General features: G+C 43.2%; 10 protein-coding genes. 1 reads left to right on the forward strand and 9 read right to left on the reverse strand.

Annotated features, from left to right (window positions below; translation table 11 throughout):
• Positions 1-152 precede the first annotated feature (152 nt).
• The 7 genes from H6G96_RS19915 to H6G96_RS19945 all read right to left on the reverse strand — a co-directional run bounded on the left by H6G96_RS19915 (position 153) and on the right by H6G96_RS19945 (position 11,740).
• Entirely contained in the window at positions 153-770 is a 618-nt protein-coding gene (locus H6G96_RS19915; RefSeq protein WP_190913062.1) for a Uma2 family endonuclease, read from the reverse strand.
• A 171-nt stretch (positions 771-941) separates the two neighbouring features.
• Positions 942-2,750 (reverse strand): ATP-binding cassette domain-containing protein, encoded by a 1,809-nt coding sequence (locus tag H6G96_RS19920; RefSeq protein WP_190913165.1) that lies wholly within the window; start codon positions 2,748-2,750, stop codon positions 942-944.
• A 118-nt stretch (positions 2,751-2,868) separates the two neighbouring features.
• Positions 2,869-5,010: a peptidase domain-containing ABC transporter gene (locus H6G96_RS19925; RefSeq protein ID WP_190913063.1), complete on the reverse strand. Its 2,142-nt coding sequence runs from the start codon at positions 5,008-5,010 to the stop codon at positions 2,869-2,871.
• A gap of 248 nt (positions 5,011-5,258) precedes the next feature.
• Entirely contained in the window at positions 5,259-7,088 is a 1,830-nt protein-coding gene (gene lanM, locus H6G96_RS42850; protein WP_347242256.1) for a type 2 lanthipeptide synthetase LanM, read from the reverse strand.
• A complete protein-coding gene (locus H6G96_RS42855) occupies positions 7,057-8,520 on the reverse strand; it encodes a type 2 lanthipeptide synthetase LanM family protein (RefSeq protein WP_347242257.1) in 1,464 nt (487 codons plus the stop codon). Before H6G96_RS42855 ends, lanM begins: the two co-directional genes overlap by 32 nt.
• A gap of 1,423 nt (positions 8,521-9,943) precedes the next feature.
• Entirely contained in the window at positions 9,944-11,074 is a 1,131-nt protein-coding gene (locus tag H6G96_RS19940) for an aldo/keto reductase (protein WP_190913064.1), read from the reverse strand.
• 168 nt (positions 11,075-11,242) lie between these two features.
• Entirely contained in the window at positions 11,243-11,740 is a 498-nt protein-coding gene (locus H6G96_RS19945) for a bifunctional nuclease family protein (RefSeq protein ID WP_190730096.1), read from the reverse strand.
• A gap of 340 nt (positions 11,741-12,080) precedes the next feature.
• Here H6G96_RS19945 and H6G96_RS19950 point away from each other — a divergent pair, with 340 nt between their 5' ends.
• A complete protein-coding gene (locus tag H6G96_RS19950; protein ID WP_190913065.1) occupies positions 12,081-12,761 on the forward strand; it encodes a riboflavin synthase in 681 nt (226 codons plus the stop codon).
• 114 nt (positions 12,762-12,875) lie between these two features.
• Here H6G96_RS19950 and H6G96_RS19955 read toward each other — a convergent pair whose 3' ends face one another.
• Both H6G96_RS19955 and H6G96_RS19960 read right to left on the reverse strand, forming a co-directional pair.
• A complete protein-coding gene (locus H6G96_RS19955) occupies positions 12,876-14,429 on the reverse strand; it encodes a M23 family metallopeptidase (RefSeq protein WP_190913066.1) in 1,554 nt (517 codons plus the stop codon).
• Between the two features lie 90 nt (positions 14,430-14,519).
• Positions 14,520-15,338 (reverse strand): biotin--[acetyl-CoA-carboxylase] ligase, encoded by an 819-nt coding sequence (locus H6G96_RS19960; protein ID WP_190913067.1) that lies wholly within the window; start codon positions 15,336-15,338, stop codon positions 14,520-14,522.
• Between the last annotated feature and the right edge of the window lie 62 nt (positions 15,339-15,400).

Here is a 15,400-nt window from a genome sequence, read left to right on the forward strand (position 1 = left end):
AGTAGGTTGGACAATGCCCCTTAGCTAGAAGCAATGGGCAATGCCACATTGTAACCATACTTATTCAAAAGTAAAATTTATTCTATAATCTTAAATTAATTTAAGTAATAACCACATTTACCATTACTCTAATCAAATCAAGCGATCGCACCTTACCCCAATTCCTCAAGATCAGCACTTTCCCCTTCCGACTCAACAGGCTCAAACTTCACCTTGTTGTATAAATCCTGTAAGGAAATCTCAAAGGGTACGGTTACAAGTGCGATCGCTTCATCTTCTTCATCATATTCACGAAGCGTCCATTGCTTTTTACCGATTTTAGAAAATTGATCTACATGAATCTGAGTTTGGTCAATTAATAGATATTCTTGGAAAGTAGAAAGAGTTCGGTAAGCCTGAAATTTATCTTCGCGATCGTAGCCTTTGGTAGATTTTGATAAAACCTCAACAATAATCTGTGGATTCAGAATTACATCCTTCCGGTTGTTAAAAAACTCTGGTTCACCTGCCAGAATCATCATATCTGGATAGGTATAGGTAAGCTTTTGAGGTATCCACAGACGAACATCACCCATGAAAACTTCGTAATCTTGCTGGCGAAACGCAAAATTTAAGGCAGCACTTAGATTCAGCGAGATTCGATTGTGATTTGCTGTTCCACCCGCCATAGGAATTATTTGCCCATCAATGTATTCACTTTTGTACTCAGCAGCTTCTTCTAACTCTAAATATTCCTCTGGAGTATAGTATCGCTGTTGTGTTCTTTGCATAATTTTATCGGGTAGCAATGTTTAACGATACGGAGCGTCTAGTGACCCATGTTTACCGAACAGGTTAACATGGTTTGATAGATGTGTTATGTGCTTTGTACAAAGTGAGCGTAGGCGCAGCCCACCGTAGGCATCGCTATCTCAATTTACAAAAATTTCTAGCTTCTTTTCCTATTGATAACCTGCTGCTTGTAACAGAAACAACTTGGCGTAACGTCCTCCTACCTCTAACAGTTCTTCGTGAGTTCCTTGTTCTATAACTTCCCCGTTTTCTATTACTACGATTTTGTCAGCCATTCTTACCGTCGAGAAGCGATGGGAAATCAAAAGTACCATCTGATTTTGAGTAATAGCGCGAAAATGATTGAAAATCTCAAACTCAGCTTGGGCATCTATTGCTGATGTTGGTTCATCTAACACCAAGATATCTGCTTGCGATCGCATAAAAGCACGAGACAAAGCAATTTTCTGCCACTGTCCCCCAGAAAGTTCCTGTCCTCCCTTAAACCAACGACCAAGTTGAGTCTGGAAGCTTTGGGGTAATTGGTCAATAAAAGATTGGGCCATGCCTTTTTCAGCAGCAGTTTGCCAACGGTTTTTGTTTTCAAGATGTTCTACGTCGCCCACGCCAATATTCTCACCCACAGTGAACTGGTAGCGGACAAAGTTCTGGAAAATCACACCAATGCGACGCCGCAGCACATCCACATCCCATTCCTGCAAGTCCAAGCCATCTAAGAAAATTCGCCCAGAATCTGGCGTGTAGAGTCGGGTAAGTAGTTTGATTAAGGTAGTTTTACCGGAACCGTTTTCACCGACAATTGCCAGTTTCTCTCTGGGTTTCAAGTGCAGCGAAATGTTTGTCAACGCTGGCTTGGAACTTCCTGGATAAGTAAATGATACGTTCTCGAAACGGATACCATCTTGCGGATTTAAACCAATGGTTGCTTTACCCCAAGACTTTGGTACTTTCTCTTCCAGGAAATCGTAGAGATTTGATAGATATAGGTTGTCTTCATACATCCCTCCAATAGAAGTGAGGGCATTGGAGAAAGTAGACTGTCCTTGGCGAAATACAGTGAGATACATTGTCATATCGCCCAAAGAAATCTTACCTCGAACTGTTTCTAGCACAATCCAAGCGTATGCTACGTAAAAAGCGCCAGTACTAACTAAACCTAAGAGATATCCCCACACTCCTCGCCGCAGAGTTAAATCGCGGTCTTCGCCATAGAGTTGATCAAACAAGTTGCGATAACGTCCTAGCAACATCTCTCCCAACTGGTAAAGTTTGACTTCTGTGACAAAATCTTCTCTTGCTAGCAGATTTTCTAAGTAGTGCTGTTGACGAGTTTCTGCCGCACGCCAACTAAACAAGCGAAAGCCTTCCCCAGCAAACTTTGTTTCGGCAATAAATACAGGGATAGCTGCCAAAATCAGCATTAGCACCGCCCAAACTGAGAAATTTACTAGCAAAATACCGTAGGTGAACAGGGAAAGAGCATTTTGCACTAACCCAAAGGTGCGGTTTACTAAAGAGAGGGGACGAACAGATGCTTCTCGTCGGGCATTGGTCAATTTGTCATAGAATTCTGAATCTTCAAACTGCCTGAGATCCAGTGTCAGCGCCTTTTCTAAAATGAGTACATTTACCCGTTGACCCAATAGCGCCCGCAATAACGATTGACAAATGATGATTCCCCGTTGACCGCCTGCTAGTAAAATTACAGCGATCGCTTCTAATCCTACATAAAATAGAGACGGATAAATATTGACAAAACCATTATTTTGTGAGTTAACTTGAGATGCAAATACCACTGCATCCACAATTAACTTACTTATGTAGGATATCGCTGCCGGTAAAAGACCAGCAACTAAAGTTAAACTAGCCAGAAGAATAGTAAGCGATCGGCTAGTAGTCCATACTAGGCTTATAGCCCGTCCACTGTAGCGGAAAACCGTCAGTGATTGCCGCAGGATATTTCTTTTTTTTTAATCTTCATCTTTCTTGCCGCGCGATACCCCAGGTTCAGCCGATCTTCCTAACTCTATATTAACGTGAGTCTCCAGAATCACGTTGGTATTACTGAGTCACGCTTTATGGCGTCAAGAAATCTAAATGGTCTCCGGATTTGGAGAGTAAATCTTTTAGGGTGCCTTGGAGAAGCAACTTGCCTTGATCGAGTAGCACAATCCAGCTAGCACGGTTAATTACTCTAGGACGGTGGCTAATCAAAATAGTGGTTTTGCCCTGCCGATAATACAAGAGCCTATCTAAGACTTGCGCTTCGCTCACTGGATCGAGTCCAGCAGTCGATTCATCCAAAATTAAGACTGGGGGATCTGTTACTATTGCTCTAGCGATCGCCAGTCTTTGACGTTGCCCTCCAGAAATATTTGCTCCAAATTCACCTAATACAGTTTGATATTTGTCAGGTAGTTTACTAATAAATTCATCAGCTTCAGCAATTTGACAAGCTTGGACAATTTGCTCAAACGTCGCATGGGGAGAACCTAAGCGGAAGTTTTCAACAATCGAGCGACTCCAGAAATGGGCCTCTTGAGGAACAAGGATAACTTGCTGCCGGAGGCTATCTAAGGATATATCTTGCAGATTATATATGCCAAAGCGAATATTACCAGACTGAGGTTGATATAAACCAGCAATCATTTTAGCGAGGGTACTTTTACCACAACCTGATTTACCAATCAGAGCGATCGCTTCACCACCAGGAAGTGTGAGGGACAATTCCTCTAGTAACTCCGGTCTGCCGGGGTAGTGAAAGTTGAGATTTGTGGTAATGATGTCTGCATCGCTAGGAATTTGAGTAAAAGGCTTTTTAATATCGCCTTGATTTTCCGGAGTGGAATCAATAACTTCTGCTAGACGTTCAGTAGCTGTTTTAACCTGAGTATATTCATCTACAAATCCGATGAGCGTCCCAATCAAGGATAGAAAATTATTATTCATAGCGTTAAAGGCAAGCAGTTGACCGATGCTTAATTCCCTGCTGATTACGAGACTACTTCCGAACCAAAGCAAGGCAACGCTGCCGATTCTAAAAACTAACCTTGAGAAACTGTTGTTGACAATATCAATTTGAATTGTGCGGAATGTGTGGTTTGCCAAGCGGCCAAATCGGCTTTGGAATTCTTCCCAAAATTGGGGTACTGCTGCTGTAGTTTTGAGTGTTAATGCACCCTTAAAAGTTTCTACCATAACGCCTTGGTTTTGTGCGTCCAAAACCAATACACTACGAACTTTTTGCTGGAGAGTAGGGAAGAAAATAAATGTAGATACCGTCATTGAAACAGCAATAATGATGGCAATGAGGGTAAGTTTTCCGCTGTAGAATAGCATGAAGCCTAAAGAAACTACTGCTATAAATAACTCACTTGGTAAACTTACAACAACTTGTGAAACTAGCTGGTTAACTTGTTGAATATCTCGAAGCCTGCTGACAATTTCGCCACTGCGACGGGATTCATAATAAATCAGCGGCAATCGCAGAATTTGTCGTCCAAATTCCAGCACTAACCCTAACTCTAGGCGTTGAGCAAAATGAGCTATCAGGTTATATTGAACTAATTCCAGACTACTGCTAACAACGTACATTACCACAACAGCGATCGCTACAGCATTCAGCAGCCTTATATCGCCTCGGATTAGCACTTCATCTGTCAAAATTTGGATCAAAAATGGAGAAGCTAAAGAAAGCAGACCGACTATTTGGGCTGAAACCAAAGCCTGCAAGATTATGGCTCGATAGGGCCACACGCGCTTAATAAACCGCTCTAAGCCGCTAATTTTATCGTCGTCTTGAGTATAAAAGCGAACGGAGTCTGGCTCTAGTACAAGCATCACCCAATTTATCCAACCCTCCATTAACTCCTTTTTCGAGAGATAACGGATGTTTGCAGCTGGGTCAGCGATCACATATTTACCGCCTTGCCTACCGTACAAAACAACCCAATGGATGCCTCTCCAATGCATAATCGCTGGCAGTGGCAATTCACCTTTGTCTACCATCTCCAGTGGTGCTTTGACTCCCCGAGCATTAAAACCCAGTGCCTCTGCTCCCCGCTTTAGACCCAGCAATGTAGTCCCTAGTTGCCCGGTGCCTACAGCCTCACGAGTGTGGTTGAGGGTAAAACTACGTCCGTAATGTTTGGCAATAGTAGCAAGACAAGCAGCTCCGCAGTCTTCTTCACTGTGCTGGCGAACATTTTTGTATTTCATCAAAGTCTTAAAACCTTTTTAAGCCCTCGATTAATGGACGAAAATTAACTAAGGGTAGATTAAATGATCGACAAATTATGCTTTGGAATAGCCCTTAAGGACGTTAAACCCAAAAATTAGGAGCAGTTTTATCAGAAATTGGTTTCAAGTTTTATTTATTTCTATCTAAACTGCAAAAATCTTTCAGCTAACACATCAATTTATATACTTTTGGGAGTGCAGCCCTGAGAAGTTGCACTCTCATAATGTTATGTTCTTGTACTTATACTGTTCACCTTTGGTGGTTCCAGCACCAGTACTGAAGGTACGCGTGTTGGCTCTGCCAATCGCAGTAGTCCATAGCCGATACCTGCCAAGCCTGTCATCAACCCAGGAGATTCCACACCTAATGGATTCCCACATAGCCAGCCTTGCTTGCTGATGCTATCGAGGATCGCACCTGCAAGGCGGTTCACTTGAGAACGCAACTGCGAATCGCCAAGAATTTCACTAGCCTGCAACAGCAACTCCAGATTGCCCAAATCGCCATGACATAAGGAGTGGTTGCTACCAAATCCCTCAGCAAGGGTAGTCTTGAGTGCTGTATCAATCTCGGCTCTGGTCTCGCTGTCATCAAGATGGTGCAGACAACGCAAACGAGCTAGCCCAATTCCTGGCGCACCATTACACCATGCTGTCATACAGTGCTGGTGATTATTGGTAGCTGCGTCTGATGTGTCTAATTCCCGTAGGTCTAGCCAATTCGCCTCCTCGGGACAAAAGAGACTACGTTCGTAGGCGATCGCATCCAGAGCTGCTGTCCGAAAACGTTCTATATTGGTTAGTGCAGCCAGTTCCAAAAGTGCCCACGCTATTCCGGCTGCGCCATGAGAGAAACCAGTCAATGGCTCTTTTGCCATTCCTGGTACAACCCAACCAATCCCCTTTTTCATTGACTGAGCACGAGCAATCAGATAATCCCCACATTTAATTGCAACAGCAAGTATACGCTCAGAGGAAGTGCAACGATATAAGACAAGCAAACTGCTAATACACCCACCTGCACCGCTGAATATGTCAAGTCGTTCATCTTTCTCAATTAGAGGCAATAGAAGGTCAACACCTGCTTCAGCTTCAGCTAGCAATGCTGGATTATCCCAAAGCACACCTAAATGAGCCAGCGTGTACAGCATTCCGCCCCAACCATCAAAGCCACCAATCCAGGTAATAGATGATTGACGACGCTCCCATTGACGGCGCATTGTCGCTAACGTTGTTTGTGCTAATGTGCTACAGCGTGACTCTTGGGTAATAGCACCCAAATACCCTAAGAATAGCGCCACCCCAGGTAGACCATCGTAAAGGTCTAATCCCAACGGCAACAAAGACCAGTAGCGTTCTTTCTCGAGTGTCAAGCCGAGCCAGTTGACATTGTTCTCGCTATGAAGCGCTAGAGCTTCCAGCCGCTCTCCAATGACTTGGGCAGCTGAGTACAGTTGCTCATAATCTGCAATGGTTTCTAGTTCAGTGAGATGATAGTGGCTTTGCTTTTGATCTACACCTACAAATAGTGTGGTCAGAGAAGCAGAGATAAACCAAAGTTGGCGTTCCAAATCCTGGTTACTGAGCTGCCGTATATGATTTTTAACAAATTCCAGCCCTGGTTGAGTCAGAATATCGTTAATCTGCTTGTTAGAACTGCTCCAGATATCGCTTGAGCTAGGGTGAGTCACGAACATGGGAATATCGCCCTGTAAGAGGTCTTCTAGTTCAGCCGGGATGATCTTAACTAGATCGGGGCTATTTTCGATTCCGCCCCAAAGGCGATCAAAATAGCGATCGCGCTCAAGTCCGTTACGTAAGACATCAGGATGAAAACTTTCTTCCAGTAGCCGAGCATAAGTCCGCGTTCCCCGAAGGATGATCCGAACTTCATCTTCAGCAAAGCAGTCCAAAGGTCCTTGCTTTGACAACAATTCATCCCGGTGCTTCAAGAGCAACTGATAAATAGCGGTGAATCCGGCAATGAGCGCTTCCGTGTAGTCGAGTAAATTTACTTCTGTGCCGTTAAGATTTGGTCGGTTCTGCCTCCCTGGCATTGCTACCCGTTCGCGCGCGCATTAGTCGCATTTCATCCGTACCCATTCCTTCCCAATAGGGGCGGCGATGTGGGGTTAGTTGGCCTTCTTTTCCACCCAATCCGCTAATATCAGTACCTTCATATTCTGCATTCGACCAAACACGCTCGGGCAGTAATCCCACCCGCAAAACTGAGTACGCCATCGAATCGAATGCAAATTCATCTGCTTCTGCGATATCAATTCCTTTAGGGTTCGGGTGGAAGAGTGATTCCAAGTCAATCAAGACGGGATTTTCACCTGCTGCAATCAAGTTTTCATAGTGAAAATCTGTTGCTTGTATTGCATATAATAATGCTAGATAACCGCCCTGCCGCTCGTAGAAGCGCTGAATCTCTTCTAAAGAAGTGCAGCCTTGGGCAGCAATAAATTCTACCCAACCATAAGTGCCGCGATCTAAGATTTTCAGTGTCCGAAATGGAGGGCGATCGCTTTTCTGGTTAATCCAAGTTAATAGCTCTTGAAAATGCACATCGACAGCTAGAGACTTTGGCTTATAAACTATCTGAAAGCCAGAACTAAAGTTTGCAACTAGCACTGCTCGTCCGCCCCGGTGCTGATCGCCTTCACCACCGTTTATTTCTACCAGCAAACCTGCATCATTCTCCGAACTAAAAGTAGCGCGGATAGCCTGCCAATCTGCACACAGGTGATATAAAAACTCCAGACTAAAATTAACCCAGTGATCGATGCGAATCTTTAATTGACGAGCTAGGACTGGGTACTCGTGGAGGAGGGCAATTGCTACATCTCGCTCTTGCAAACGCTGTAAAAAACTTTCAAATCTTTCTTCAGCCGTATCGCCATTGAGAAGTCCTTGCAGACGAGCCACGTTGAGTTCTAGCACCATTGTGCGCTCTAACATTGAGAGCAACGACCCTGGTAGATTTTCAAAAAGTACTTCTTCAATGGTGCTGGGATCGTAGGGCAGATCCGAGTACATTGACTCAAGTGCCTGTACCTCCTCATGCACGCGATCGCAAGCCTGGTTAATAAGCGGTTCAATCACACTTAAAAAACCACCCATTTCGTAATCTTCCAGTATTGTTAGTAAAGGAAGCTGATTTGAGCTAGGGGGACGAGAAAAAGCCTGGGCAAGCTCAACTAACCATGTTGGCGGTTCAGATAAGCGATCGCGCACAGCCTCAATTGGCTCCCCAAGGAGGTAGCGAAATTCATCCTCAGTCATGCCATCTATTGCCAGACGCTGCTCAAAGTAAGAGCTTGTTGTGAATGGGGGTTGCGATCGCCAGCGCTGCATACGTCGTTCAGCAAGATCGGCATTTACTTCCACATTCGGAATATTGCCTCGGACTGATCGCAACGATGCAAGGCGTTCTTTCAAGGTGAGCGCCTGATACCAGGCAGACACTTGAAATTCGGGTGAATTCATAACATTAATGTCCTCTTACAGGACATATCTGCGTGGAGGTTATTCACAACGCACTATCAACGTCAGTGGAAGGGGGTCACTGTGACCCCCTTCTAGCGCACTAATCAACTACGATGATTGGTGCGCTTAAGTACCTAGACAACCTGCTCTTGTTACTTAGTGGCTGCTATGGTGTTTGTGTTTCTTGTGTTTCTTGCCATCGGCATTACACATAGAAGTAGTTTTACCAGTCTTACCCCAGCCGCCAGGCTTACACGACGAGGAGCTACCCCCCCCTCCTGCAAGCGTGCTCATATCTATATCCGACAAGTTCAACCAGTCCAACTGGGGAGTCAGGTAGCAGCGCACGCTGGGAATCGCTCAGGCTCAACCGATAATCTTCATCTTTCCATGCACGAATGATATCTAAGGAAGACATGATATACTCCTTAATTAAGTAATGATGTTGTTGTTGCGTTGTTTCCTGAACTACGAAGTAAGTTTTTGGATATTAGGCACAGCAGCACCTGGAGGAGCACTCAAACACTACATCCCAGTGTTTAGAAGTGCTTCTTCCTTCCTCAACAAAAGCTCTTCTTCTCAACCAAGTGCTTTCTTACTTGGTCTGAAATTGAGAGAATTCATTAAGGTTTTATAGAACCTGAGAGTGCTTTTACATCTCTTTAGTTCTTACCTAAGTTCTTACTTCAAATTTCTTGAATACAACTGGATCAATTCGTCGCTTAATAAGAATTTTCTTGCCAAAACCTTCATTTATTGGGCTTGACAGCCTTTATTAAGCAACCAGGTTTGACCTCCCTTCAGATTAGCAATTACTTATACTCTGATAAAACTTATTTAGTTAAGAAAGATGTATATAAGAAGTTATTAATTATAATTTTTGAGTATAAAACTTACGATTAGCTTTTAAGTGTAAATGCTTATATATAATAATATTATGAGTTTTTTAATAAAAAACCTAATATTATTGAACTTTGTATAAAGAGCGTATTTTACTAAATCAATATAAACTTTGATATTATTTATACTCGTTATTATTAATATGTATAAATATATTTAATAAAACGATTTTTGCCAATAGTGAAATTCATCAAGCTTTACAGGCTTTGAAAAAATACTAATTCTTTGGGTATATAAGCTATTCTGATGAATAACCCTTTGATTAAATACATCTGCCTACAGACACACACTTTTGCCAGAAATACTCAAATAGCAAGTAAAGCGTTGAGATAATAGGACTTTCAGAGATTAAATTCTCCCAAATAATTATTAGCTGATTATCTAAGCAATAATGATAATCATTATTTTATAGGATGTTTTATTTTTTGGAAGTCCCTTACTCCTCTTTCCTTGCAGGGAAGCGGCTGTTCTTGTTAGGTCTGTATTCCATGCAATTAAGAACCGCTATAAAAATCAAAAATTGTCAACCCCACAATCTCCTACCTAATTTCCCACTTAATTTTTGGTGAGCATCTTCCAATAAAGCTGGAATATCTAACTTTTCTGGACACCGAGGCAAACAGTCACCGCATTCCGTACAGCGATTGGCTTTCATTCCGGGGAACCAGTGACCGGCATTTTCAAACATTCCGTAACGATATTGCCCATAATCTTTCATGTCGTATGCTACTACAAGATTACGTAACCGCAATACCTCTGGAATATTGATATTTTCTGGACAGGGCAAACAAGCATAACATTGGCTACACTTATCAGTTTCCAAAGCAACTTTTTGATGATTTTCTAACCGCTGAAAAACAGAATTTTCTTCTGATGTTAACTCTCTATCATCGTCAGCAACTTGCAAAGATTCTATTAATTCATCTGGGTTAGCTGGCCCTATACTCAAAGTATTAATACGGCTGTCAGCAAGTAAAAATCTATAGTTCAAGTCTAGGGGTGAATACGGAAGACACAGGTCTTTTAGAGTTTGGGGTGGTGTGTAGAGGCGTCCCCCTTTATCAGCAGGGGAAATAATGAAAATGCCCATGTCCTTCTCGGCAGCTAGTTGAATCGCTGGTGCGTGTCGTTGGAAAAAATAGTAATAATGCAGATTGACAAATTCAAAAAAATCTGTGTTGATTGCTGCCTGAATTAACTCTAATGGCCCGTGGGTGGAAAAACCAACGTGTCGGACTCGACCATCAGCAACAGCTTCTTCTACGGCTTGCATACAGCCATTTTTGGCTTTCACCCATTCTAAATGTTGCCAAGTATTTAAGCCATGAACTGCCAAGCAATCCAAATAATTTAGCTGTAATCGTTCTAGAGATTCGTCGATGCACCGACGCATGGTGTCAGCATCTGCTGTGGCTGAGATTTTGGTAGTGATGTAAAGCCTTGTTCGGGGTACTGACAACCCAGCTTTTAGTGCCCTACCAAGATACTCCTCACTTTTGCCGTAACCCCTGGCAGTTTCTAGATGATTAATTCCTAACGCTAAGGCTTGTTCAATGGTTTGGTGAGCATTTTCAAAAGAAGCCAGGTAGCGCATTGTTCCCAGAGAAAAAACGGAGAGGCGCAGATTCGTTTTCCCAAAGCGTCGGTATTGCATCTTTAACAAAGAGTTAGGAGGTAGGGAGTTAGGAGTTAGGAGTTAAAAGTTAGGAGTTGAAAGAAGTAATTCATAACTCTTAACTGCTAGCTTTTTTTGCTTAGGAGTTAGGAGTTGAAGCAAAATAACTCATAACTCATAACTCCTAACTCATAACTTATAACTTTTTTAGCTGTCGTCATTACCAAAGCGCTTAATCAAATCTTCAGGACGGAGATTGGAAATAAATTCACGGAAGGCTTGCTGTTCGGCTTCATCTGCATCACGATCAACAGGGATAGAAGCATCAGCAATCACTTCTTCCATTACCCAAATAGGAGTATTTGTACGCAGGGCAATAGCGATCGCATCGCTAGGACGCGCATCAATTTCTTTTTTGACCTCGCCTTGCTGGACGATTAAGGCTGCATAAAATGTATCCTTTTGCAGGGAATGAATAATCACCTTTTCTAGAGTCATGTTCCAAGTCTCTAGAATATTCACAATCAGGTCGTGGGTTAAGGGTCTGGGAGGCTTCTGATTCTCCAGCGCACCCATAATTGCCCTAGCCTGTTCCTGACCGATGTAAATTGGCAAAGCCCGCCGATCTGAAGAATCTTTCAAAAGGACAATTGGGCTGCGAGTTATGGCATCTAATGCTATGCCAGCGACTTTCATTTCAATCATTGCCTAAGCCTCTACAATGCTTTGAGAGCCTTGAATGCTGTGTAACAAATAGCACTCCTTTTTAGGCGGTTTGTTGACAGTAATAAACATAAGCATTCGTTCTCTATAATTGCTTCTATTAAACTCCGAACTTGTGGTGAAAACCAGAGTAAGTCAAATTGGTCTTCTTAGACAATAACCTTCTTACCCAAGTATGCCTTGTGAAGGATGCTAATGTGTTAATATTCCTATACGAAAAAAAGTCAGAAAATATACTTGAATGTCGGAGATTTATGTGATAAATACCAATTGATTTCAAGCAAAAATAGGCAATAAATAGAGATAGTTTGACAAAAAAGCCGTGTTTACAGGATTAATCCAGGCATTAGGAACGATGGAACCCTTGGGGGGCGATTCTTGGCAAATTACTTGTGTCAGCCAACCGGGTGAAGTAATTATGCAAGATTTGGCTTATGGTGACAGTGTTGCAGTAGATGGCGTTTGCCTGACAGTAGAAAAAGTTTTAAAAGACGGGTTTATTGCCACGGCTTCACCGGAAACTCTACGCCGCACGACGTTGGGAGGTGAGCAAACGCAACAAAGATATGTCAATTTAGAAGCGTCGCTAAGGGTAGGCAGTAAAGTTGGCGGTCATTTTGTGATGGGTCATGTAGACGGAATCGGTCGATTGCTAGTGGCAGAACAAACGGCTAGTTCTTGGGAAATGACCTTTATTGCATCCGAGGCGATCGCACGGTACATTGTCCCTAAAGGTAGCATAGCTGTTAATGGCATCAGTCTTACAGTAGCTGCATATGAACCAGAACTGTCTCAATTTAAGGTGGCAGTAATTCCCCTCACTTATGCCGAGACAAATCTTCGCTATTTGGTTTCTGGGAGTTTGGTAAATCTAGAAGGGGATATTCTCGGCAAATACGTTGAAAAATTCCTTGACCCTGGAAACTCACACACCAGAGCTACTGATGAAACTAGTATGGATGGCATTACACCCTCATTCTTAGCAGAACACGGGTATTTGTAACTAAAAAAGTTAGAAGTTAGAAGTTAGAAGTTAGGAGTTAGAAGTTAGGAGTTAGGAGTTAAGAGTTAGGAGTTTTAAATTCATAACTCTTCACTCCTCACTCCTAACTTTCTTCTAACTTCCTGGTTTTTGGCTTACCTGAGTGGTTTGTAAGCCTAGCACTAACTGACTGAGGCCGCTTTGTAACTGTACGCCTGGGTCAGTAGCAACCCACCCATTCGGTGACAAATGACGGACTTCAAAGTGCAGGTGAGGGCCTGTGGAGTTGCCGGTGCTGCCAACTCGCCCAATGACAGTTCCAGGTTCTACCCACTGACCGGGTTGAACAAAGATTTCTGACATATGACCGTAGAGAGTTTGTTGAGCCGATTTGTGATTCAGGGTAACGGTTAAACCATAACCGCCTAACCAGTTAGCTGTTTCCACTTGACCTGCTGCTGCTGCCAAAACTGGCGTACCTGCGGGCGCACCTAAGTCTGTACCAGTATGGAAGCGTTGATTACCTGTAATTGGATGAACTCGCCAACCAAATACAGAAGTAATGGAAGCCGGAATAGATAGTGGATACATCATTCCCGTACCACTATAGGCGACTCTCCCCACGTAGGGGATTTGCGGCAATACTGATGCTAGAGAGAAGTCATAAGCTACGTTACTGGGGCGGGGTGCAATGTTGCCATCTGCCATTGGTGGCGGTAAAGTCCCACCAATGGGTGCGATGGGAGTTGCACTCACTCTTGTGGGGCTAAATTCGCCGGGACTCGGGATAAACCGATTAGGGCGAAATGCACTCTTGCTGACACCGCTAGAACCACTTTGAGCAGCACGCCATCTGCTGGTGTTGCCAGTAGTTGCAACTTGCCGCACGGGTGGAACTACTGGTAATTTTGCGTTTTGACTTCTTTTAAGCCAATTAGGTGCTTTACCATTAGAATCAGCTACACTCCTTTGAGGTGCTTTGGCACAAACGCCGCCTAATACGCTTTGTCCTGACGGCAAAATGGCTCGACAACCACTGGAGCGTTCTGTGAGAATTACGGAATTTGGTGCTTGATAAGTAGCTGTGGCACCACTGTCATAACTATTAGGATCAATATAGGCGTTACTATAATCCTTGGTTTTCCCGGCCGTTGCACTGACAGCGCTGTTCGAGTTATTTGATGGTTGAGCAACTTCTGGGAGTTTTTCAGGTAAAGAGCGAATAGAGGTATTGGGTTTTTCCTGTCTTACCCTTGCAGGAGTAACCTGGGAAGCTTCTACTTTGGGTTTTGGCTGTCTGATAATAACAACAGGTTCAGCAGCTTCGATTTTGGGTGTAGCCTGCCTAACTGGCTGTTTTGATTGAGCAACCTCTGGCTTGCGTAATCTTTGTCTGAGTGTGGTTCGCCGTTGGGAAAATTCCGGTTGCGCTGGCGCTGCTTGGGGCGCAACAGTCTGTTTTTTAATTGGGTTTGTAACTGCTGTTGGCTGGAAATTTTCAACAGTAGGAACGATATTATCTATTTGTGTTTCAGTTTGGGCAAACACAAAGCCGCCGCTAAGGAGGCTGACGCTACTCAGCCAACAGAGGCTCTGGGCTGGTAGTGTTGAGGCAAAACGTTTTTTTGTTAGACCTTGCTGCCATAAGTAATGCAAACGATGATGGGCAGAATTATTGCGCTGCGTCATTTGTTCTCTCAGTTGTGTGTAATTAGCCTAAAGAGATGATGCTAGTGGTTTGTCTTGCCCAAAGAGCGAAATTTTGAACAAACCTCAAATTTAAACGGAAGATTTATGGTACCCCAAACTGATTGTACCGGGTTCAATATAAATTTCCGGTGTAATTAGTTGTTTTGTATCCTCTGTTTCCAAATCAACTCGTAAATTTCCTTGAGGAGTCACCCCAACTACTGTACCTGAAATATTATTGATGTACACCCGATCACCCATATTTATAAGCAAATCTAAATAGCGAGACAACAGTATGCTTACTCCTTCTTTGGCAAGGCACTCCATACCGGATTCTATTCCCAGTAAGACGATAGAGGTGAGCATTTCCAGACAAGAAATTGGTCTGAAATCTTGCAAAGCTTGCCACGATTCCAGATTTATTCCAGTTTCGGGTACTGGGTTTGTCCAGTTAATACCAACACCAATTACTGCTTGAGTGATTTGTCCTTTGTTTACTTTTGTTTCTGTCAAAATGCCGCCTAGTTTGCGACCATTTAAAACTAAATCATTGGGCCATTTTATCCCAACATCTACACCGCGCTGGCGCAATTGAGACGCAATTCCCCAAGCAGTAGCGAAAGTTAGTTGGTAACTTTCAGTAGCCTCGATTTTGTGATCGAAAGAAATCGCTACGGAAAGATATAATCCCCCAACTGGAGAAATCCACTCGCGTCCCCATTGTCCCCGTCCAGCAGATTGTACAGTTGCAATTACTACTGTTCCTGAAATAGCCCCTTGGTTGAGTAAGTTCCAGAGGGTCTGGTTAGTTGAGGAGACGCTTTCAAAAAAGTGAAGGGAAAATGGTAAATATGTATACTTTTGCCCTGCTTTCAAGGCTGTTTCCAAGTTTTGCAGATTAAATCCCACAGCAATTAACCCAAATTCCGTTGTTCAAGTTAGCATTGATTGGCTGATGAGTGATTTCTGTT

It is taken from the genome of Nostoc sp. FACHB-892 (assembly GCF_014698795.1).
Lineage (GTDB): Bacteria > Cyanobacteriota > Cyanobacteriia > Cyanobacteriales > Nostocaceae > Nostoc.

Bases quoted from the DNA above. Each gene is read 5' to 3' on its own strand.
- lanM (WP_347242256.1), bottom strand. From the start codon at position 7,088: ATGCCAGGGAGGCAGAACCGACCAAATCTTAACGGCACAGAAGTAAAT.
- H6G96_RS42855 (WP_347242257.1), bottom strand. From the start codon at position 8,520: ATGAATTCACCCGAATTTCAAGTGTCTGCCTGGTATCAGGCGCTCACC.
- H6G96_RS19945 (WP_190730096.1), bottom strand. From the start codon at position 11,740: ATGATTGAAATGAAAGTCGCTGGCATAGCATTAGATGCCATAACTCGC.
- H6G96_RS19915 (WP_190913062.1), bottom strand. From the start codon at position 770: ATGCAAAGAACACAACAGCGATACTATACTCCAGAGGAATATTTAGAG.
- H6G96_RS19925 (WP_190913063.1), bottom strand. From the start codon at position 5,010: ATGAAATACAAAAATGTTCGCCAGCACAGTGAAGAAGACTGCGGAGCT.
- H6G96_RS19940 (WP_190913064.1), bottom strand. From the start codon at position 11,074: ATGCAATACCGACGCTTTGGGAAAACGAATCTGCGCCTCTCCGTTTTT.
- H6G96_RS19955 (WP_190913066.1), bottom strand. From the start codon at position 14,429: ATGACGCAGCGCAATAATTCTGCCCATCATCGTTTGCATTACTTATGG.